We start from the raw sequence: 20,655 nt of genomic DNA on the forward strand, positions 1-20,655 counted from the left end.
TGGCCCACAGCGGATCTTTCATCTGCTGGTGGGAAATGCCTGTCGAACCCGGACGGGGCGGCTTGGGGCGGGACCTGCCCCTGCAACAGGTCATCGCTGACGGGCGGGGTCGTGCAGGCCTTCTGTCTTGGTCTTGGTCGTCGCCGGGGTCCGAGCTGACGATGGCGGTCTAAATGATCTACCGGCGTACACCGTCCGCACACGAGAGCAGAAACCCCAGGTCGGATGCGGTGTTGAAGAGTAGGGCGGGTGGGACTTGAACCCACGACCCACGGATTATGAGTGGTTTTTTTTGATGTCGCCCAGTGCCGCGGAGTGTTGTTTTGTATCGCTGTGCGCGGGATCCTCACGGCCGGAGTGTCGGCCTGTGCCTATGTGTATCGCGCTGTATCGTGTACACGCGAGCAACCACCGAGCAACCATGCGTTCTTGACCGTCGATATTATGTCCAATTCATCCCTTTGGGTGTGGTCGCAAAAAGGGTGGCTGTCCGGTGACGGTCAAGATGTGCGAGCAGCCATGGAGCAGCCGGGCGACCCGGCGCAGGATGTCGAGGAACGTTCTCATCGGCACATGAGTGGAGCCTCTCAACTGCAGTTCCACATCAGACTAAGTGGCGTGAGCCCCCGACTGTGAGTGTTTGCTTCACCTACGCTGGCTCAAGCGGTATGTCTCTAGGCAAGTTCCAAGAAGTCTCGTTTGAGCTGTCTCCAGCAACGTGCAGGGTGCGCACGTTGGCGTCAAGCAGTCGAATGCTGGTTCCGTCAAAAAGATATGACGCCGAGTAGCTGCGAGAGAACGGCTCCCCATCGGGGGGCCGTTGATATTCGGACATGGTCGTCTCCTTCTCCGCTAGAACTGTCCACAGCAGGCACTGCCCGCTCGCAGCGAGCGCCGCGCTAAGTGCTTCAGCGGTGACATGTACGGTGTCGGGACCCACTCCGCGGGCCGCGAAGCTCTCCACCGCCAACGTGCCCGCTCTTCCCCACTGGAAGTCGCCGATACGCTCTAGGCCCAACGCTGAGCAGAACGCCGTCGACGGCAGAAATGTGTAGAGGTGTTTGCTTGCCGATTGGTCCCAGTCATTGACGCCGCCGTATCGGGTCGTCGCGACAATGAGGCCCCCCGGCAAGGACATTTCCCCGTAGCGGGTGCCGTTTCGATCTTCCAGGTCAGGCCAGTCGGACTTGTACGGGTGATCGGCGAGGAGCAGACCGGACGGGCTCCCTGACTCGGGCATCCATCGGCCATAGAAGTCTTTACCTTCGGCCCATTGCGCCCATACGTCGGCGTCCGTCGCGTCGATGAGGTATGAGCGGATTTGGGCCCAAATGGTGTGGTGAGGGATGCCCGCGGCCGCGTCGTCTGGGTTCTGTGGCTGCGACCACTGATAATGGCCCTCCAGCACCAGCCAGATTATGCCTGCCGCGTTCGTGCAGATGAGGAGACGGTCGACCGGCGGGCTGTGCTCGTCGTTGGTCACCCACTCGGGATCGAGGTGCTCTGGGAAGGTTGCGGCGACGGGTGCGTACCAGGTGGCGGGAGTGTCCGCGTAGACCCGATTCTCGGCTCGGCGTTGCAGCATGGTCGGATCGATGTCGTGGCCGTGGATGTCAAGGGGCGTCTCGTAGCGCGTTCGCCGGTCGTCGCGGCGGCTCGGGTTGAGTCCATAACGGTCGGTCATGCGACCGACGAGTTGGTTGAAGGCTATCCAGAGGTACTTCTGTGCGTATCCATCGTGCTTCTTGCCATCCGGCGAGGAGGCTCGCGGAAGGTTCCGGTCGATGATGCCGAAGCGCTCCGGTGTCCATCCGAGTTCAAGAGCCTGCTCGAATAGGATTGTGCCGAGGTAATCGGCATCGATCTCGTCATCGAGCTTGAAGCTGCGGACCAGGGAGCCGACAACGTATTTGCGGAAATCGTCGAAGTCGGACATCACGGGATGGTGGATAGCGCTATATCTATAGTTCGGTGGCCCGGCTAGCTCTTCGACCTCGGCCGGTGACCGTTGCGGCGCGATCCAGTCCGAGACATACGGCGGGTGGACGCGCGTGGCGAGGCCCTCAATACTGGGCTGCCAGCCGTGTTCCAATGCAGCGTCCATCGCGCGACGTGCATAGTCTCGGCTGAGGTAATTCTGTGGCCAGTATCGTCGGCCAAGGGTGAAGTTGAGTACCGCTTTGGCGATGCCGATAGCGGTATTCGGGCTCAAGGTACGTTGGGCGATACCGCAGCCGGCAGCCAGCAATCGCTCCTCGATGTAGTCGTCGCCGCCGTTGACAAAGCCTTGCAGAATCGAGTCGTAGAGATGCGGCGCCGGCTCCAGCAGTGCGATGATTCCTTTTGTGGCGTCGTCTCGCGTAGGGCGATGAGAGGATGACAACGTCCAGCAGAGAGCGAGTGCCGCGAGATAGCGGGTCTCGTCGTTGGCATCGGTGCTGGCCTCCGACCACGCCCAATCAATCAAACCGGGGAGATGACCGGCGAGCTCGTCCTGTCGGTCACAAAAGTATGACCAGGTTACGTCCCGTTCAGGCAGGGTGAGCTCGGCGAGTTGACGGTGCAGCCACTCGGCGTTGAGCGGATGGCCCGGTACGGTGGCAACCTGCAGCACGGCGGCGTTGGCGTCATCGGTGAAGTCCGGGTTGCGTTGGAGCTCCATGACGATCTCCGCAGTGCGATCACTGACCGCTTCGAGCTTCCGCCAACCGAGGCTGAGCAGAAAGTCGGCATGAGCATCCGGATGATACTCAGCGGTCGAGATCTGCAGTATGTCGATCAATTCGACGCCGAACACCTCGGGAAGAACCGCGGCTAGGGCCTGCAACACCCCCGCATTGGTGAACCATCGCTCGGCCAGCCGGCTCACTTCAGCCTTCGCCCCATCAAGGCCGTCCGCCGCGATCAGCTTCGCCAGAGCGATGTCACCGAGCCGCTCGTATCCGAATCTGATGTACTCGGTCCCGTCGATCGAGAGGTTTGCTAGGACGGCCTCCTTCAGCAGGCCGTTGAGCAGACTCTGGCTCCATTTACGGTCCGGAAGTAGCGCTGACGTGATGCGGTCGACGTCCGCCCTGAGCAGCCTGCGACCTTGGGCGTGCATGGCAGCGGCGATTTGCTCGACGGCGCGGCGGACGAGCTCGCTGGTGCGGTCATAGTCGCAGCGTTCCTCGGCTGAGAGTCGAATGTCCATCGCGTCGAGAAAGCTGTCGTAGATCCACGATGTTCCGATGCCTGTGCGAGGGAAGCGGCGCTTTCCGCTGGTCATCAGTGCCGTGCAGAGGAGTTTGAGGAACAGCGGATTGGTGAATTCGGGGTCCATCATCGGGAATGAGGGCCGCTCGATGCCGTGCCAGTCGAGGAACTGCCGAATTGCGTCGCGAGGAACCTCCTCGAATCCAGTGTGTTGAAACACAGGGAGCCGAGCCTGCAATATATCCGACAACGTGTCGGCGAGAAATTCGGTGCGACAGGAGAGGGCAAGTCTGATGTGACGGTACTTGGCGACGTCGTTGAGGAAGCTGGACAAGTATTTGTTCCACAGCAGCCGGTCGGCCGATTCATTCAACCCGTCGATGACGATTAGGCCGATTTCGCCGATGGCCTGGCAGGCGGCGTCAAAGGTGGTCAGTAGCTGGCTTGCCGGGTTTTGAAATCCGATGATCCTACCCAGGTCGGCTTCGATGGGACCGTGTTCGAACTGCTCACCGAGCGCAATGATCGTTGGTAAGGCGTTCGCGGCACGCGTTTTGGCGAGGTCGCACAGTAGGTGAGTCTTTCCCGCGCCGCCCGTGCCGGTGAGGAGGATGGCTGCTGCCTCGAAGCCACGCCATGCACGACCGGCGCGCAGCTCGTTCAGCTCGGCAACCGCTGATCGAATCGCCGCGAGCTGGCCGTAGAGGCTGCCCGCGTTGTCGGTGTAATAGCGATCCTTGAGGCAATGCTGCCGGAGCAGGTCCGAGACGCTCGCTGAGGGAGCCTCCATGGCCACGATCGCTGGGGTGAAGTCGGGCAGCACCCCATGTGGTTGCCGGGCCTGCCTTGCGGCTTCGGTAACTAGCTCTTCGAGGCCATCGAGGCGCTCGTTTAGCATCGCGATCGCAGGCTCGAACAAGTCTGGGCGTTCTCTGGGCACCGACAGGCCATAGATGCCGCGGGCCTTGCGGAGGGTAGCCAGTGCGTTCCGAATGTCGTGTTCGAACGCAGGGGTGTGGGCCAGGCCGTCGAAGACGGCGCGGATGGGTAGTTCCACGTTCAGTGCGGGGCTATATCGACCGCCTGCATCGGCTTCGGCCCGAGCCGCAATCTGGCGGAGTCGATCTTTCGAGAAGACGTCCAGATCGAACCAGTAGCGCAGTCGCCCCGCTTGCGACGGCTGGAGCAAGCACTCGTTGAGTTGGGTCTCGCCGATGTATTCGAACGTCACTGTCCTACCTGCCGATACGGCGGCGGTTTCCCATCTCCTGACGTGCTCGTTCCATTTCGTCCACGCGCTCTTCGTCTTGGCGGTATCACCGCCGGGCCGGTTGTACGGCATGAGCACGTAGTATCGCTCAAGAGTGGGCTCGGTCGTCAGGACGCGGCGAATCGACTTGTCGATCTGCGCGAGAGCGTCGTCGTCAAGCGTGAACAGGTACTTCGCCTGCCATCCCCAGACCGCGCCGCCAGGCAGTTCGCCTCGTCCTTCCCGTCCCCCGTCGGGGTTGCCAAACGTGGTAAACGTCGTGCTGGACGGCCACGTGACCAGACCGCCGTAAATCATTAGCTGGTTACCGAGCTCCTCGAACCCGTCACGACGCGACCCTGACGGCGCCTTGCCGCGGATCTGATGCCAGTTGATCTCAGGGAGTTGAGTCACGGAGTCTCGCATTTCGGCGGCAGAAACAACGCTAGGCACGGTCCAAGGTGGTCACTTTAGTGGCCGTTCCGCCTCATTTGCCACATCCCCGATCGACCTGAAAGCTCGGCAGCTGCGAGGATCGAGGCGAGGTCGAGTTCCCCGTGACCCTGCTGCAAGTGGTCGTACATGGCAAAGGCGTAGCGCGATGGCTGGCGTGGAAGAGAAACCTCGCCCGCCCAGTCGTCGATCCACCTAGCCGGAGTGGAGCGCAGCGGGCGAGCCCGGAGCGGGCCGCCCCCTTGCCTCTCCACGTTGATCCACAGGAAGAAGTTCGGGCTGTCGAGCTTGTCGAGCGACGCGTAAAGGGTGTTGACCCTCGCGTCCGCGCCCACTGCGACGTTGCTGGACGACGCTGATCGAGTTTCGACGTAGACCGCGCCGCCGTCCTTCTCTGCGCGGAAGTCCGGGCGGTGATTGATCCCGTCGACTTCCGGATGGCAAGTCACGGTGTAGCCCATCCGGAGAAGGCACTCATGCAGGTACAACTCGAAGAAGGCTCCCTGGAATGCCGGTTGTTCCTGGAGTGCAGCCGTCCCCTGACGTCCGCATGGGCGTCCGAGCAGAGCCGAGCGAACCAGTCCTCGATCAGGTCCCGACCTGGCCCCAGAATGGGCCTGCCAGACAGTCGATGAACTGAAAGTGGCTGTCCCCGTGTTCGGCCAGGGACGGGTCGGTTCGCTCGACCGCCGAGAAGATGTTCACGCCGATCATCACACCCGGTCCACCGGCGCCGGGGGCAAGGCGGGTTTCCCGCCTGGTGAGGCCTTGCGAACCCCAACCAGGGCCGCGCCGACCACGAGCTTGATCAATCCGACCCGAAATGCAACGTCCGAGAGGTCTGTGCGCAGATCTTGCGTCCAGCTCGCGGTCACTGTCACAGGAGTGCACTCGACGTCATACCACGGCCAGCGTAGAGGGGGCCGGGCGCGTCAGTGCCCGGCCGCGAATTCCGCGGCAGACCGGTAGCGTTTCTTCCCGACCCCGGCCGGCAGCATTCTGAAGGACACCCCCCCGTGAACATCCCCGATATCGAATTCACGCGGATTCGGTCACTTGGCCCTGGTGGGCAACGCGACGGGTACGAGCAGTTCATCTGCGAACAGGTTGCACAGGAGTCACCCGCGGCCGACGCCAAGTTCGTCTCACTGCATGGAGCCGGAGGCGACGGTGGCATCGAGTGCTACTGGACGCTCCCCGGCGGCACCGAGCACGGCTGGCAGGCCAAGTACTGGACCACCCACACCGACGTCGACAAGGCCCAGCTCGACAAGTCCGTCAAGGCTGCCCTTGACCAGCATCCGAATCTAACCAAGTACGTGATTGCAATCCCGGTTGACCCGACCGGCCCCACCGGAGGCCGCGGCAAGTCGCTCCTGGAGAAGATCAACGATCCGGGAGGCTGGCTCGAGGGCTGGAAATCCATGGCCACCGCCCGCGGCATGACGGTGGAGTTTGAGCTTGAGTGGGCGACGAACATCATCGTCCGTCTCGAACGCCTTGACACCACCGGCATCCAGCGCCGGTACTGGTTCGACGCCGACGTCCTCGCCGTCCAGTGGTGGAATGATCGGCTGCAGGAGGCGATAGACGCCGCCCGGCCCCGGTACATGCCCGAGTTGAACGTTGAGGTGCCGGCCGCCAGATCCATCGCAGCGCTCTGCTCCGACGACGAGTGGTGGGCGGTCGTCAGGGACCAGATCGATCAGGTCAACGACTCCGTTCGCCGCGTGCACAACGCCAAGGACGAAGTACTCGCCGCAGACCTGAGCACAGCCCTCGACGCCGCCACCAAGGTCACTGACGCGCTAGCCGCCTGGCACACCTCGCGCACGACCACTGGACTAGACGACCTTGCTCAAGCGCTCGACGAGGCGTCGATAATCGTCAGCGACCAAGAAGCTGTCGAAGCCGCAGCAATGAACGCCAAGTACCCCGACCACAACTGGGACACCCAGAGCTGGCGGCAGTTCCAAGCCGAGTACCAGGTGTCGTTCCCCGCAGCACCCGTCGACGCCCTGCGCGAACTCAGCGAAAAGCTCACTGACGCCACCGGACTCCTCATCAGCCCGGTCGGTCGGCTCGCCGCCGCCCAGGTCGCACTCATGACTGGTGCCGCCGGCATCGGGAAGACCTACCTCGCCATCGACGCGGTCGCCCGGCGCCTCGGCCAGGGCCGCCCCAGCGTCATGATGCACGGCCGCTGGTTCACCGACCGTGACCCGCTGACCCACCTGCGCGACGTGCTCAAGATGCCGTCCGACCTCACCAGCGAGGAAGCCATCGCGCTCCTCGACGAGAGCGCCCGCGTCGCAGGCGTCCCGACCCTCCTCGTCACCGACGCGCTCAACGACACCCGTCCACGGTCCACGTGGCGCGACAACCTCGAACGGCTCATCACCACTGTCAGCCGGTACCCGAACCTCCGGCTCCTCCTCACCGCCCGCACGCACTACGTCGGCCAGGTCCTCCCACCCGGACTCACCCTGCCGCGGTTCGAGCACACCGGATTCGAAGGGGTCGAGTTCGAAGCTGTCAGCGAGTACGCCGCGTTCTACGGCCTCGAACCGCCGACGTCGCCGCCCATCCACGGCGAGTTCGACAACCCGCTGTACCTGCGCCTGGTCTGCGAAGCGCTCAAGAACAACACCCGGCTGTCCCTCGACCAGGCCAACATGGGCCTCGACGAGCTGACCCGGATGGTCCTCGACAATGCGAACAACATCGTTAGCGACCGGATCGACGCCTCACCGTCCGACCGCCTCGTCCACCAGGCTATGCACGCCCTCGCCTCAGCGATCGCCGACGGCGGCGGCGATCCGTTGCTGACTCGTGCCCAGGCCCAAGCCCAGCTGGCACCGATCTGGTCCGACCGGAGTGCCGAGAAGTCACTCCTCGACGCGCTCATCGCCCAAGGGCTCGTCGAAGAGGACGTCGTCCCCGACGGCAGCCCCTTCGGCGCAGACATCATCGCCATCACGTTCGAACGCATCGGACACCACCTCATCATCTCCGACGCCCTCTCCGACGTCACCGAGACCGCCGGCATCACGGCCGAGCTCGGCGGCTGTCTCGGCAGAGTCATCGGCCTCGGTGGCACGGTCGACCTGGGTCTTCTCGAAGCAATGTCCGTCGTGGTCGCGGAACGGTTCGGGCTTGAGCTCACCGAGTTCCGCACTGAAATCGGTGACGACGACGCCATCGCGGCAGCCGTCGTGGCCGGAATCGGATGGCGCAACGACAGCTCAATCACCGACGCCACCCGCGACGTCGTCGTCGACGCGCTCCGCCGGGCTGACGTGTGCTCCGACGCGTTGACGATGCTGTTCCGTCTCGCCGCCCGCCCCGATCACCCCCTGAATGCCGACTGGCTCCATGAGTTCCTCACCGGCCTGAACATGGGTGCCCGCGACTCGTTTCTGCTCGGCTGGTGCCACATCACCCACGGCACCAGTGGGGCAGTCGACCGGCTCATCCGGTGGGCGAGGGAGAAGCCGCTGGACCACGTCGGTGAACACACCACCCGCCTGTGGGTGACCGCGCTGCTGTGGGCCACCAGCGCCAGCGACCGCCGCGTCCGGGATCCGGCAGCCATCGCCGCCGTCCGTCTCCTGACCCGCCACCCAGGCCAAGCGGCCGGGCTGCTGGACCGGTTCACCGTGGTCGATGACGAGTGGGTCGTCGAACGAGCCTGCGAGGCCGCGTACGCGGCCCTCCTTGCGAACGGCACCCAAGACGACTGGGCTGCTGCGGCCGAGGTGGTGTGGAAAAACATCTTCTCTGTGCCGGCGGCCGTCACCCCGAACGCCGCCGTGCGTGATGCCGCCCGCAGCATCCTCGAAGCCGCCAACAACCGCGGAGCCCTCCCCGCTGGCGTCACCGTCGACCAGTTCCGTCCGCCCTACACCAGCGATTGGCCCCTCACCTGGCCCACCGACACAGACATTGCCGCGTACGACACCAGCAACTACCCGAAGCTGGTCCGCTCGGCCACCGGCGACGACTTCTTCATCTACCAGCTCAGCCCCGAGCTCCGAGACCGGCCCGGCCTCGACCTCCCTGCCGCCGCGCGATGGGTAGTCACCGAAGTCATCCGCCTCGGGTACCAGCCCCAACTCCACGCGTCCTTCGACGGGTACGTCGTCGGAAAGTTCGGCATCGGCCGGTCCAAGCCCGCATGGATTGAACGCATCGGCAAGAAGTACCAGTGGATAGCGCTCAACCGCCTCATCGGCATCGTCTCCGACCACGCCCCCAAAACCCCCGACAGGTGGGACCCGCCGGCGCCCGCCGTCCCCGGCCCGCACACCCATATCTCCCGGCAAGTCGACCCGACCATCGTCGAGTTCGCCCCCGCCGACCAGACCCCACGCCCATGGGTACCCGCTTACGACTGGGCACTCACCGTCGCGAAGACCGACGCCGAGTGGATCGCCGACGACACCGACCTCCCAGACGTCGCAGTCAACGAAGCCATCCTCGAAGGCCGCCCCCACATCGTCCTGTCTGGCACCTACGACTGGAACAACGGCTCCGACACCACGCAGCGCACCAGAGGCATTTGGACCCACCTCTACACCCATCTGGTCGCGACCCAAGACCTTGCTACCGCCATCAGCGAACTCGAAGGACGCGATCTCCTCGGCAAGTCCATCGCCAACAACCCTGAAATGCACCATGGGTACATCGGAGAATTTCCTTACGGCCACCACCACGGAGAGGGGCTCCACGTGATGCGCCATGAATGGACCGAGCCACTCACCGTTCCAACCCAGCCTGCCGCCTGGCGCATCCTCGGCGAGTACGAGTACGCCCCCGGGGACCAGAACACCATCTCCCTCTACATGCCCGCCCCCGAGTTCTTCGGACTCGCCCCAGGCGAGCTCCACTGGAACGGGCGCAACGGCTGGACCGACGACACGGGCCAACTCGTCGCGACCGTTCGGCACTCGGTCAACGTTGGCCAGAACGAACTCCTTGTCGACGCAGAGTGGCTCGAACGGTGGCTCATCGCCGAGCAGAAGTCGCTCGTCTGGGTCGAGAACACCGGCAAGGACGTGTACAAAGACTTCAGCCGTGGAGGTGACCACCCGGGGAGACTGACCCGCTCCCAAGTGCGGTCCTGGACACCCGGCGAAGGCATCCAGACCGCCGCACCCGGCTGGTACCGCGTCGCTGCCAGCCCCTCCTGAACTGCGACCGGCGGGAACTCCAGAAGACCGATGGCAGTGAACGGCCTACGCGCTCGGGGACAGCAGCGTCTTCCTAAGTCACGCGATCAGCTTAGGCAGTTGCCAGGACGAGCAAGCTCGAGTGGACGCGATCACAACAAGGTCGGAGCTTCGGGGGACTCGGGCGCCGGAGCTTTACGAGCGCTGAGGGGAACCGGCAAGACGCTCGCTCTTTCGAGGTCGGCGACGGGAATGAGCGGGCTGTTGCAGATCTTCTCCAGTAGGTCGGTCTGGTCGGGTTCCAGCTCCACGCACAGCGTGAGTACGTGGAGGAGTTGGAGCAGCTCTGTGGTGAACTCGGCGGGCCATTCTTCGCTGTGGATGTTGTCGAGGGGCGAAGACTTTCGGCCTGCGGGGTTTTTCTTGCGGTAGCCGAACCACTTCTTGACGATCTTCATCCCGGATACCTCGTACGCCCACACCTCAGGGCGGACGGGTGAGATGCGGCCGGTGCCGACGTGCAGGGTCGCAGTCTCGGGGTCGTAGGAGATGTCATCGGGCATCTCTTCAGCTGTTCCGGGGATTGCTACTTGTGACTTTGCACGGTGGGCTGGGTCCGGTTTTGGGGGTCCTGCGGGGCGGCCCTCGGCCGAGTCAGCGAAGCGCTCGCCGTAGGTGTGCAGCCAGATGACGCGTTTCCCTAGACGTACGGCTCGGTTCCACAACTCTGGGTCGGCTGTGAGCGGTACCCGGACGCCCGGGGTGCGAAGTTCCTGGGCGAAGCGAGTCGTGTAGCTGCCGTGCGCGGTCACCGCCGCGACGTATGCCAGCACGTCGGGTGCCGTGACGGGAAGGCCGAGACGGTGGGAGAGTAGGCGTGTCAGGCCGGGAGCGAGGTTGGGTGAGCCGGCAGCGCGATCTCGGTAGAGCGGGAGTACTCGTCCGCCCCGGCCGTTGGTGTGGTCCATGTCTGGTATGTGCGCGGTGAAGACTAGGCCAGGGCCGTTCTCGATGGTATGTGCGTGCTGTTCGGTCACGAATATCTGGGCGTCACCTGCCACTCTCCACAGATCGGGGCTGGGGCGGTGATGAACGCGATTGTCTGGGATCACCCATTGCCGGTCGAAGGATCGGTAGCTGACGCGGACTGGCGCAGGACAGGGGCCGGCCTCGTCCTTGATCGTTCCGTTGTGTGTGACGAAACCGGCGATCTGTTGTACGACGCTGTCGACCTTACGGGCGTCGCTCTCCTTGAACAGGATGGCTTTGTCGTTGGCCGGAGCTTTGATCAGGCGTTCCCAGCGTGTTCGTAGGGTGTCGGGGCTCGGGTCATACACCCATGTCCGGTTGGGTTTGATGCCGGGAGCTTGCCAAGGCATCAGGTTTCCGAGCGCCGGGTAGCTACGCCACTCCTTACCTTCGACGGGCTGGAGTCGATCCGGCCAACCGGTTGCGCAGTCGGCCCATGCAGGTCCGTCGATGGCCAGTCCCGCTAGGCGAGCGAACTTCTCGGAGCGATGCCCCGCCAGGCTGATGTGTTTGATCAGCGCGGGTGTCTCTCGGTTGCCCGTGCCGTACCGGGCGAAGATTCCGATGCAGAGCGGTTGCTGAACACCGGGGAAGACACGGGTCGACACGTCGGGTTGGTGTCCCTCCGGTGAGAGGTCGATGATCCATCCCTCATCGGCTGTCCGGCGGAGGTACTCGCGCATTCCAGCGAAGCCGGGGCCGGTTGTGTAGCCCGAGGTCGTGATGAACGCCACGATGCCGGCGGGCTGGTCCGGGTGGGCGTCGAAGACCTTCCATGTCGCCCACCGCCAGAAGTAGACGTACATGTTGGACAGCACATACTCGTATCTGCCGAGCCCGGTGGCCTTGAAGTCGAGCAGCGGCGTGCTGAACCCGGAGTTTCCGGCACCCTGCTCGATCCAGCCGCCCAGCCCTTTGGCGCGTTCCCGGTACGGCGGATTGCCGATGACGACCTGGACCCGTGTCTCGCGCTTGACTCGGTTGGCTTCACGGCGAGACCGCACGATTGGCTCATACATCGAGCCCAGGTCAAGGTGTGTGTCGTCAAAGGGGCTGTCCAGGGTGTCGGCGACGTAGAGCTTCTGGTCCTTCTCGGCGACCTCGGCTCCATGCTCCGTTTTGAGGGCCTGATTCAGCCGGAGTTCGGCGACGGCGTAGGGGCCGGCCTGTCGTTCCAGTCCGATCAGGCGACCGAAGAGCTTCTTCAGCTGGGCGGGAACCGCGCCTTTGCCTTCCTCCTTCTCAACAGTCCGAGCCACACTGTTGACGATGTTGAGCAGGTAGGTTCCCGTGCCCATCGCCGGGTCCACGGCCACGACGTCGTCTGCTGCGAAGCCGCCTTCCCGCCCGAACCGATTACGCAGGATGTCATCGACGAAGCGGACCATGAACGAGACGACCTCGTTCGGCGTGTAGTACGAGCCGCTTTCCTTACGGAGGTCGGCGTCGTAGGCCTCAAGGAAGTGCTCATACAGGTGAAGGTAGGAGTCCGCTGAGCCGTCGCTGATCCGATCCCAGTCCACCGCTCCGATGACCCGCTTGAGCGTCTCGGCAACGACGCTGCGGCCCTCCACCGCGTCATGGGTCAGTACGGCTAGCGCCTTGCCCATGAGTGAGTGGTTCTTGCCGAGGTGTGAGGCGATCTGGCCGAGGCTGCGGCCTTCGAAGGCGATGCCGTCCACCCGCGCCAGCAACATGGCGAACGTCACCGTCTGCGCGTACGCGTCGGCGAACTCCTCATGGGTGAGGCCGGGGAACAGCAGTTTGCGCCAGTCCGTGGTGAGCTCGGTGAAGATCTTCTGCTTCTCCTCACCCCGCAGCTCACGGTCGATGGTCTCGAGCACTTCCGTGCGCAGTAGCTTGCACAGTCCGGCCACAGCGCGAACGAGCTGGCGGATGTTGCGAGGAGGATTCGGCTTCCACAGAAGGAAATCGGAAACGACGCGAGCGAACTCCCCGTCGATGGGAACGAGCTTGCTGCCTGCCGTACGGACGTCGCCGTTCAATCGGGCCACCTGCCCGATCAACTCGCCATCGCGATAGAGGGCCCAAAGAGCGCCGTCGGTATAGAGGACGTTTGGCAGTAGACGCAGCTTCTCCCATTGCGCCTTCTCGTGTTTGTTCGGGGTCCAGGTCGTCGGCACGCCGCGCCCAGGAGCCTTGAGCTCGACATAGCCCACCCGGGCACCGGCGACGTCCACGGCATAGTCTGGCCGTACGCCGAGTGTGGCGAGAGACATCTCACCGATCATGGCCACGTCGACACCGAGAGCTGCGGCTATGTCCTCGAACAGCCGCTCTAGCGGCGCACGGAGTTGATCCTCGGGTTGCCCACCGCCGTTCAACTTGATGGCGGCGGATTTGCCGAAGCGCGTCACCGCTTCAGCGGCCTTATCCAGCAGCGGCTTAGGGGGATTAGTCGCGGCCATGTACACCCGTTCGATGTGAAATTGTTGCGCCAGACCGGTCTCTTGCGTATCGCGTGATTGGGCCTGACAGTTTCACACGTCCCAGCCCCTATTTACGGAAAACGGCGGCCCCAAAAGCCGGTGTCTGCTTGTATGCGATCTTGCAGGCTGCCGCAGCCCGGCAGCGAGGTTCGTTCTGCCTTGCCCAGCCCGACTAGCCGCACGGCTCTATTCGGTATCATGTTCGACTGTCAGGCGGATCTTCGGGGCTCCGCCGCGAACAAGGTAGATCTATGGACAACCTCAGTCGCGTCATCACGCCGTACACCCATCCCGAGCGATGGACAGAGGATGAGAAGGCTCTCTTCGACCAAGGAAGATGCTGCTGGGTCATTGCGAGTGGCCGTGGGCGAATCGAGTACTGTGGCGAGCCCGGCGAGGAAGGGGCGTCCTTCGGCTACTGCCCAGAGCACACTGATCGCCTTTTCGAGAACCACCCCTGCGCTGGTACCTCACCTGCCGATGATGGCATCAGTCTAGATCGGAGTCGTGTTGGGGCTCGCCTTACGTAGACGAACCAGTCACTCGGAGTGCGGCATGATGATCATTTGTGGTTTGGTCTGGCATTTCGCGTCTTCACAAAGGCTCCGCAGCGCTTTAGCTGCTTCCGATGAGCGATTGAGTCGAGAACGCTAAAATCTTCGTCTTCCGCCATCTGATTACCGTGCTCGAACGGCAGTTCAGCGTCGGTGCAAGGGTGGGCTTCGCTCCTGACTGAGAGTATTCCTCGCCGACTGTCGATATCGCTTCCCTGCATGGTTCTGTGCCGTTTGGGGTGATTCCCGCCTCGTATCGACTGTATAAGGTTATTTGATTCTGGTCCTGGCTGGTCCCCCGAGGCGTCGAAGTGTTATGTCAGAGGTCTGGGGTACCCAGCGAATGGCTACAGGAAGTGGTCGCGCCCGGGTTAATGCGGCGGCGGATTGTAGGGACTGACTCGACCGAGGTGGGGGATGAGCTCATCGGGATCGACGCTTCGGTCCTGTGGGAACCGCGGGGGCTTGTTAATCGGGTCGATTGTGTCCGCATAGGACTTCATCCAGTCGATCCAGTCAGATAGTGACTGTCGATGGTCCTCGTCTGTGATCGTGGACACCACGGAGATGAGCTCGTCGGCGTACTGACGTATCGTCCGTGCCCGCTGCCAGGCGTCCATCTCGGTACCCAGCACCTGCAGGCGGTCTAGGGTGAGGATGCGCTCCCGAGCGTAGGCCATGGCAGCTTCCCATTCCCGGCGAAGCTCGTCCCGCTGATGCTGCCGTTCTTCGGGGGATCGGCCGCCGTCCATCATCGCTACTGCGTGGCAGATGTCCCTGGTGGCCTTCTCCATGTGTACGATGACTTGCCATAGCTGGGACTCCAGCGTCGATCTGTCTTCGTCATACCAGTCCCAGCTTTCGCTGCCGGGCCACTGCCAGAGCCGCAGGCGCAACCGCTGGGTCGGAGGAACATCGACGTTAGCGGGACTCTCCCGGGTGCTGCTGGGCTGAGCTGCCAGACAGGTCGCTAGCTCCTGTCTCTGGATCGCGACGGCCCAGCCCTCGTCACCGATGACCACCTCAAGGTGTCCGCCCTTATAGTCGCCGGGTCTCCGGACGGCGTAGCAGCAGCGAGTGGCTTCGTCCGCGATCGCCTGGAACAGCCGGAGGGCGCGCTGGCGGGCGGGGCCGTCGAGCGTGAAGGCTAGGAGATCGTCACGTAGCGTGGCTACCACGGGATGCGGGTCTTTCAATTCCTGGGGGACAGGTATGGGTCGCCGGTCCTTGGTGCGGTAGCGCATGTGCCGCTGCCGAGATCCACCTGTCTTGAGGCGTATCTCCAGACCGCCTTGGTCACGCCCTTTGAGGGTGAGGTGGTATCCATCAGGGATCAAAGCGTCCCGACGGGCGGCTTGGGCGGCCTCCAGCCACAGGCGGCGGGTTACCTCGTCTGGGTCACTGATCCGCAACATGCCGCCTGCGTCAATGAGCTGACTGAGAAAGTCTCCAGGGTCGATGGCCGGTTCGTCCCCATCCGACTGGCTGGCGTCCGGCGCTGGGAGGTAGTTCCCGCTCTCCAGGTAGAGTCGGCCGGATTCCGTCAGGGCGGCGCTCCAGAAGCCTTTCGTTCGGGTGAGGATCACCAGCTTCTGGGCCTGTAGGGCATAGACGATCCTCGTCAAGCGTGTTTCTCGTGATGTCACGGGCTTCACGTTCGACGCAATGCGGATGAGAATCGACAGCTCACGCTCGTCAAGCGCGCTCGGAGGCTGCATACTGTCACTGCACACCTGGGACGGTGGTTCCGCAACAGAGTCTGCAGATTCGCGGAACGAGGGGCTTGATCGCTTTCGGCGCTCGAACTTCGGGAGAACGCAGACTGTAGGCGGAGGTGCTTGGCCAGAAACGCGATCACCTGTTCGTAATGAACGTAGAAGGCGATCGATGGGCGCCACTCCGCCCCTCGCCCATCTGGGCGGTGATGTCCAACAGCCAGCGGGCCCGGCAGCCCGGCCGTCAAGCAGGACGACCGGTCTCTGCGGAGCCCCGAGAGACCACGCAACGGGCTACCGGGCTTCGCGAACCGTCCGCAACGCGGAGATCACGGCGCCTTGCCCAGGTGTGAGCAGACCAGGAATCGCGTCCTGATAGAGGTCCATCAATCGGGCATGTGCCCAGCGCTGAAGTTCGTCATCGGGCTGCCCGGGCGGAGCCGGCAGCAGCGCGTTGAGTTGGTGAGCGGCGACCCTGGTGTGGACACCTGCGCGGATCCACGCGAGCGACTCAGGCGTGCTCGCGCCCGAGCGCACAGCGAGTGGGAGCAGATTCAGCGTCCTGGCGGCTTCGGCCGACAGCGCCCAGGGCCCCTCGGACTCATGCTCCTGGCCAAGCATGATGATGGCGTTGAGCGCCCCAGCGATGAGTGGAAGTTCGAACCGGAAAGCGTCACTAGTGACGGTGATTGCGCGAGGAAGCGGGTCCTGCGCGCCGCGCTTGGCGTTACCGGCAACGCTTTTACGGTGGATATGCTCGGCCACCGCGGTGATCGGTTCGCCGCTCATCCAGGCGCACAGTGCAGACCGATAGGCCGACCAGGAGTCCGCGCGCGCGGGACCAGAGTCGAAGATCTTCGACAGCTTGCTCGCATCTCCATAGGGTTTGGGGCGCAAGATACGCCGGAGCTCCTCCGGAGCTAGTTGTTCCAGCAGATCGAGCATCAAATCGGCCCACCCCAGGATCTCTTCGGGTGCTCTGGTGGTCTGGAGGCGCGCTCGCAAGTGCCGGTAGAGTGCCGCGGTCTCGGAGAGCGCGATGCCGGACTGGTGAGCAGCGAACGCCACCCACGCGGGTGCGCCGGCCTGCTGGATGAAAGTGCTGCCGGTGGTGGCAATTGCGTTGGTGATCGCCTGGACCTGATGTTGGGCGCCTGCTCGGTGGACGGCCCAGGTGTTACCCATCACCTGCGTGGTGTCGTCCTCATCCTCGTTCTCGAAGGCTAGGAAGCTGAACGCAGTGTGCTCTGCCGGAGTCATGGTGTCCGGCGTCAGCACGCCGGAGAGTATGTTATGGATGAGTCCGTCCAGCGCGCTGCTCAGCTCAGACGACGCGTCCTCGTCCTGCAGGAACTCCGCGGTGCGGACCGCCTGCCGGGCATCGGTGGAGGAGCTGAGCACCAGAGCCCTATTTGGTACGACGAGGGCCATGGCGCGGGAGGCAACGTGGGCGCGGCCTGCCCGCCCGATAGCGTTCAGCAACTGCGCACGGGCCTGGTCGCGCCGTTGCTGTGTGCTGGAGGTGTTGTCGTAACCGATCTCAGTGCCGCCGATGACGACGGCGGTGGCGGGCAGGTTGAGGCCTTGGGCCATGGTTCCGGTGGCGTACATGGCGACGGCAACGCCGCGCTCGAAGGCGAGCTCACTGGCGCGCTGCTTCTCGCGGATGAGGGCGCTCGTATGCACGGCGACGCGTTGCTGTAGACGCGCGCGAAGGGCCGACGGCACGCCGAGTTCCAGGTCGGCGAGGTACAGCAAGGCGTCGACGGTGCTATCGGCTGGCGCTGCGGCGAACTGTGTCATCCCTGCGGCGTGGAAGCTGTCGTGTTTGCTTCGGGGCAAGAAGGCGAGGATCTTGTCGCCGCGCAGGCCGAGACGTTGCACGATCGCTGCAGTGGCCGGGGTGCAGTACCCAGCCGGATCCCATCTGTACTTCCGGGTGACGGCGAGGGGGACCTCGATGTCCGTCTGGATCAGCGCGTAGTCGTTAGCCGCTTCGCTGGCCCATGCGCCCTGTAGACCGGCGAGCAGAGCGATCGGGGCCTTGAACTTCTCCCGCTTACGATGGGGAGGGAGCGCCCGAAGCCGTTGAGAGGCGGCGGTGAAGGCAGCCGCACCGCGGTCGTTGTCAATGCCGGCAATCGCGCGGAGTGTACGGGTGGGACGCCACGGCCCGTTGATCACGGCCGCATCCATTCCAGTCGCGTGGCTGAGCCAGGACCCGAGTTCGGAGGGGTTGGCGATGAGCGCGGACATCAACAGGAGGCGCGCCTTCCTGGCACGGTGCATGATCTCTGCGAGGATCAACTCGGCGATCACACCACGGCCGGCCCGGTCTCCGAGAAGGTGTGCTTCATCGAAGACGCACAGGGCCAGTTTCGTGAAAGCCTCGGGGTTCTGCCGTAGAGCCAGGGAGCACTTCTCCGGAGTCATGACGAGGATCTGCTGATCTTCAATTTGTTCCAGGGACTCGCCAATCAGCTGTGTGTATTCGGCGCCACCAAGGAACTCGCGTACCGTCGTCCGACCGAAGACATCGGCCATCTGTCGGCGGATTTGGCCGACGAGTGCGTTGGTCGGTGCCAGGTAGAGGACCCAGCCCTGGCACAGGGCCTGGCTGATCGCGAGTTCAGCGACGGACGACTTACCGGAGTTGGTGGGTACTGCCACCACGGCGTGGGCCTTGGGACCGGGCAGCGATTCGTGCGCGTATTCCTGGGCGGCGGGCCACAGCAGTGGCCGGCTCGCGGCACGCTCGCGCTGGTAGGTCTCGAAGCGGTCCCCGGTGTCTTCTGGCGGAGGCGGCACCGTCCGCAGCGCCCGGGAGCCGGTCTCGTCGCAGGCTGTGGCAAGCAAGAGTAGCAGGTGGTGGAGGTCGGGGTGGGCAGCCGGCCTTACGGGTATCTGATCCCGGTTCTCAAGCCGCTCCGCCAGAGCCCGGAGCGCGCTCCCGGCGTTCGGCTCGATCCCACTGCGGAACATGAGCCAGTCGAGATGGTCGGCGACGTGCACGCCAATCCGGCGCCACAATTCATGCCGCACGAGGACGCGCGCTGGCAATCCTTGCTGATCCAGCGTCGGGGCAGCGACCTCAACTGCGGGCGTCAGCCGGCACAGGCCCACGATGCGCTGCACCGCCCAACTGGCGATCGGATTCTCGATGCTCCTGTCGTCGAGGTCCTCTGCGCCCATGCTGGCGACCGTCAGGGCCGCATTGGCGTCGTAGCCGGCGATCAGGTACAGCAGTGCCGCCTCGACGCGCTCGAAGGTACGTTCAGACCCGAACAGCCAAGAGGCGTTGCTGCTTGCAGGTTGCCGGTCGCTCTCGTCAGTGTCTTCCAAGTCGTGCGCGATGGTCAGAGCCTCTGCGGCCACGAAGGCACACGCCCGGACCATGGACGGTTGCGCTTGCAGAGGGAGGATCGCGTGTACTTCCAGCGCCGTCGCCAGCCGATGGAGCGTCTCTGCGGAGGCCGTTGCGCGCTGATCTGCCCCCAGTTGCGGCCTGGTGGTCTCGAGCCACGCTGTGGTCAGGATTCTGCGGATCTCATTGACGTTCAGATCGGCGATCGTGGGTAGTGCTGCCAAAAGGGCGTTGATTCCCCGGTTGAACATTAGACGACCACCTCGTCGACCGCCTTGCGCATTCCATCCGCGACGGCGTCGAAGAAGGCATGGAAGCCCGGCAACTGCACAACAATGACTCGACGCCGCTCGAGCGGTGTCTTCATCCGCTGAAACTTCGGTCGGGCGGTCGTGAAGTCGTAGTCATCCTGATAGACAACGATCGGTAGGTAGGAGGCGTTGTCGCTCCAAAGCGAATCCTTCACCTGCTCCTTGAGCCCCGGCTCCAAGATGTAGCGGAACGCAGAAAGTCGGGCGCGCAGGTCCGGGCCGTGGATGCCCTTCTCCACCTCGCTGAACAGGTTCAACGCATCGCCGAAGTTGGCGCTCGCGTTCGACTCGGTCGACTTACTTTCGCCGATCGACACACCGAGCACGTCGTTTTGCACGTAGGTGCCTACCGAGTCCAAGCCCTGGCGGGTCACCGTTTGATGCATCTCGGACAACGTGCAGATCCGGCCATCAACGCACGACGTCTCCCGGCGTGCGCTAAGTGACAGCAGGGCATGCCCAACCCCTTCGCCGATCCAGGCGTTACGGCGCGTGTCGCGAACCAGTTTCTGCTCTTCCGTGACGAAGATGTTGTCCGTACCGATCAGGGATGTGACAGTACTGCGGATCTCCTCACGGCGATCGACGCCTCGCGCCAGCAGATCCTCCGACAGCCGGGCGTCCAACCCCACGGCACCGGCCAGTGTGCCGACGAGGTACCGGCCCATCGCGACAGGTACTTCAAACGCGTCCAGCCCTGAGACAGTGACGATGGTATGAGTCGACGCCGCGACTCCAGAGTGGAAGGTCACGCATCTTTCGATCTCATCGAGCGACGCGGTTAAAAGGTCGATCACACTGCCCACACCAGCGTTCAACCTTGTTCTCCTCGCTTCCGCCTTCGAGTGGTGTGAGCGTGCCGTGCGGGCGCTTGCGAACAGTTGCGGCACTCAGGGCGCTGGCTATTCGGCTGCCGGCGCACGCCATGCACAGCAGCGTGCTGCGCTCGGCGCCCACAGCCACACAATCGTCGAGGATAGCGGTCAATGTGCCCATCTGGCTGGGATGGATGGAGTATGCAGGTCATTGAGCATTCCACGTTGGCAGGGCGCTACCTGGTTCCACGTGCCGTGACTCGCTACCTCGCTGAGGACGACCCTCCACCATCCCTGTGGCACCCCTCCAGCAGGCTGCCCTGGCCGACCACCAAAGGCTCAACCACCA

7 protein-coding genes are annotated in these 20,655 nt (G+C 63.8%); 1 reads left to right on the top strand and 6 read right to left on the bottom strand.

Annotated features, from left to right (window positions below):
* Nucleotides 1-649 precede the first annotated feature (649 nt).
* The gene (locus tag ACFYUV_RS06485) at nucleotides 650-4,858 is read right to left on the bottom strand and encodes an NACHT domain-containing protein (protein WP_387665669.1); all 4,209 of its coding nucleotides are present in this window, start codon (nucleotides 4,856-4,858) and stop codon (nucleotides 650-652) included.
* A gap of 56 nt (nucleotides 4,859-4,914) precedes the next feature.
* Entirely contained in the window at nucleotides 4,915-5,358 is a 444-nt protein-coding gene (locus ACFYUV_RS06490; protein WP_387665671.1) for a hypothetical protein, read from the bottom strand.
* 555 nt (nucleotides 5,359-5,913) lie between these two features.
* On the opposite strand from ACFYUV_RS06490, the gene ACFYUV_RS06495 reads away from it, so the two are divergent.
* The gene (locus ACFYUV_RS06495) at nucleotides 5,914-10,089 is read left to right on the top strand and encodes a hypothetical protein (protein WP_387665674.1); all 4,176 of its coding nucleotides are present in this window, start codon (nucleotides 5,914-5,916) and stop codon (nucleotides 10,087-10,089) included.
* A gap of 131 nt (nucleotides 10,090-10,220) precedes the next feature.
* Here ACFYUV_RS06495 and ACFYUV_RS06500 read toward each other — a convergent pair whose 3' ends face one another.
* From ACFYUV_RS06500 to ACFYUV_RS06515, 4 genes are all read right to left on the bottom strand, one after another.
* Nucleotides 10,221-13,526: a type ISP restriction/modification enzyme gene (locus ACFYUV_RS06500; protein WP_387667450.1), complete on the bottom strand. Its 3,306-nt coding sequence runs from the start codon at nucleotides 13,524-13,526 to the stop codon at nucleotides 10,221-10,223.
* Between the two features lie 946 nt (nucleotides 13,527-14,472).
* The gene (locus ACFYUV_RS06505; RefSeq protein ID WP_387665677.1) at nucleotides 14,473-15,819 is read right to left on the bottom strand and encodes a hypothetical protein; all 1,347 of its coding nucleotides are present in this window, start codon (nucleotides 15,817-15,819) and stop codon (nucleotides 14,473-14,475) included.
* Between the two features lie 291 nt (nucleotides 15,820-16,110).
* A complete protein-coding gene (locus tag ACFYUV_RS06510) occupies nucleotides 16,111-19,431 on the bottom strand; it encodes a DEAD/DEAH box helicase (RefSeq protein WP_387665680.1) in 3,321 nt (1,106 codons plus the stop codon).
* Nucleotides 19,431-20,309, bottom strand: a complete 879-nt coding sequence (locus ACFYUV_RS06515) for a hypothetical protein (protein ID WP_387665683.1) — start codon at nucleotides 20,307-20,309, stop codon at nucleotides 19,431-19,433. The genes ACFYUV_RS06510 and ACFYUV_RS06515 overlap by 1 nt, the downstream gene beginning before the upstream one ends.
* Between the last annotated feature and the right edge of the window lie 346 nt (nucleotides 20,310-20,655).

Origin of the sequence: Nonomuraea sp. NPDC003560 (assembly GCF_042878785.1) — a bacterium.
Classification (GTDB): domain Bacteria; phylum Actinomycetota; class Actinomycetes; order Streptosporangiales; family Streptosporangiaceae; genus Nonomuraea.

Coding starts and splice junctions, on each gene's coding strand:
- ACFYUV_RS06490 (WP_387665671.1), bottom strand. CDS start 5,358: ATGGGCTACACCGTGACTTGCCATCCGGAAGTCGACGGGATCAATCAC.
- ACFYUV_RS06510 (WP_387665680.1), bottom strand. CDS start 19,431: ATGTTCAACCGGGGAATCAACGCCCTTTTGGCAGCACTACCCACGATC.
- ACFYUV_RS06500 (WP_387667450.1), bottom strand. CDS start 13,526: ATGGCCGCGACTAATCCCCCTAAGCCGCTGCTGGATAAGGCCGCTGAA.
- ACFYUV_RS06505 (WP_387665677.1), bottom strand. CDS start 15,819: ATGCAGCCTCCGAGCGCGCTTGACGAGCGTGAGCTGTCGATTCTCATC.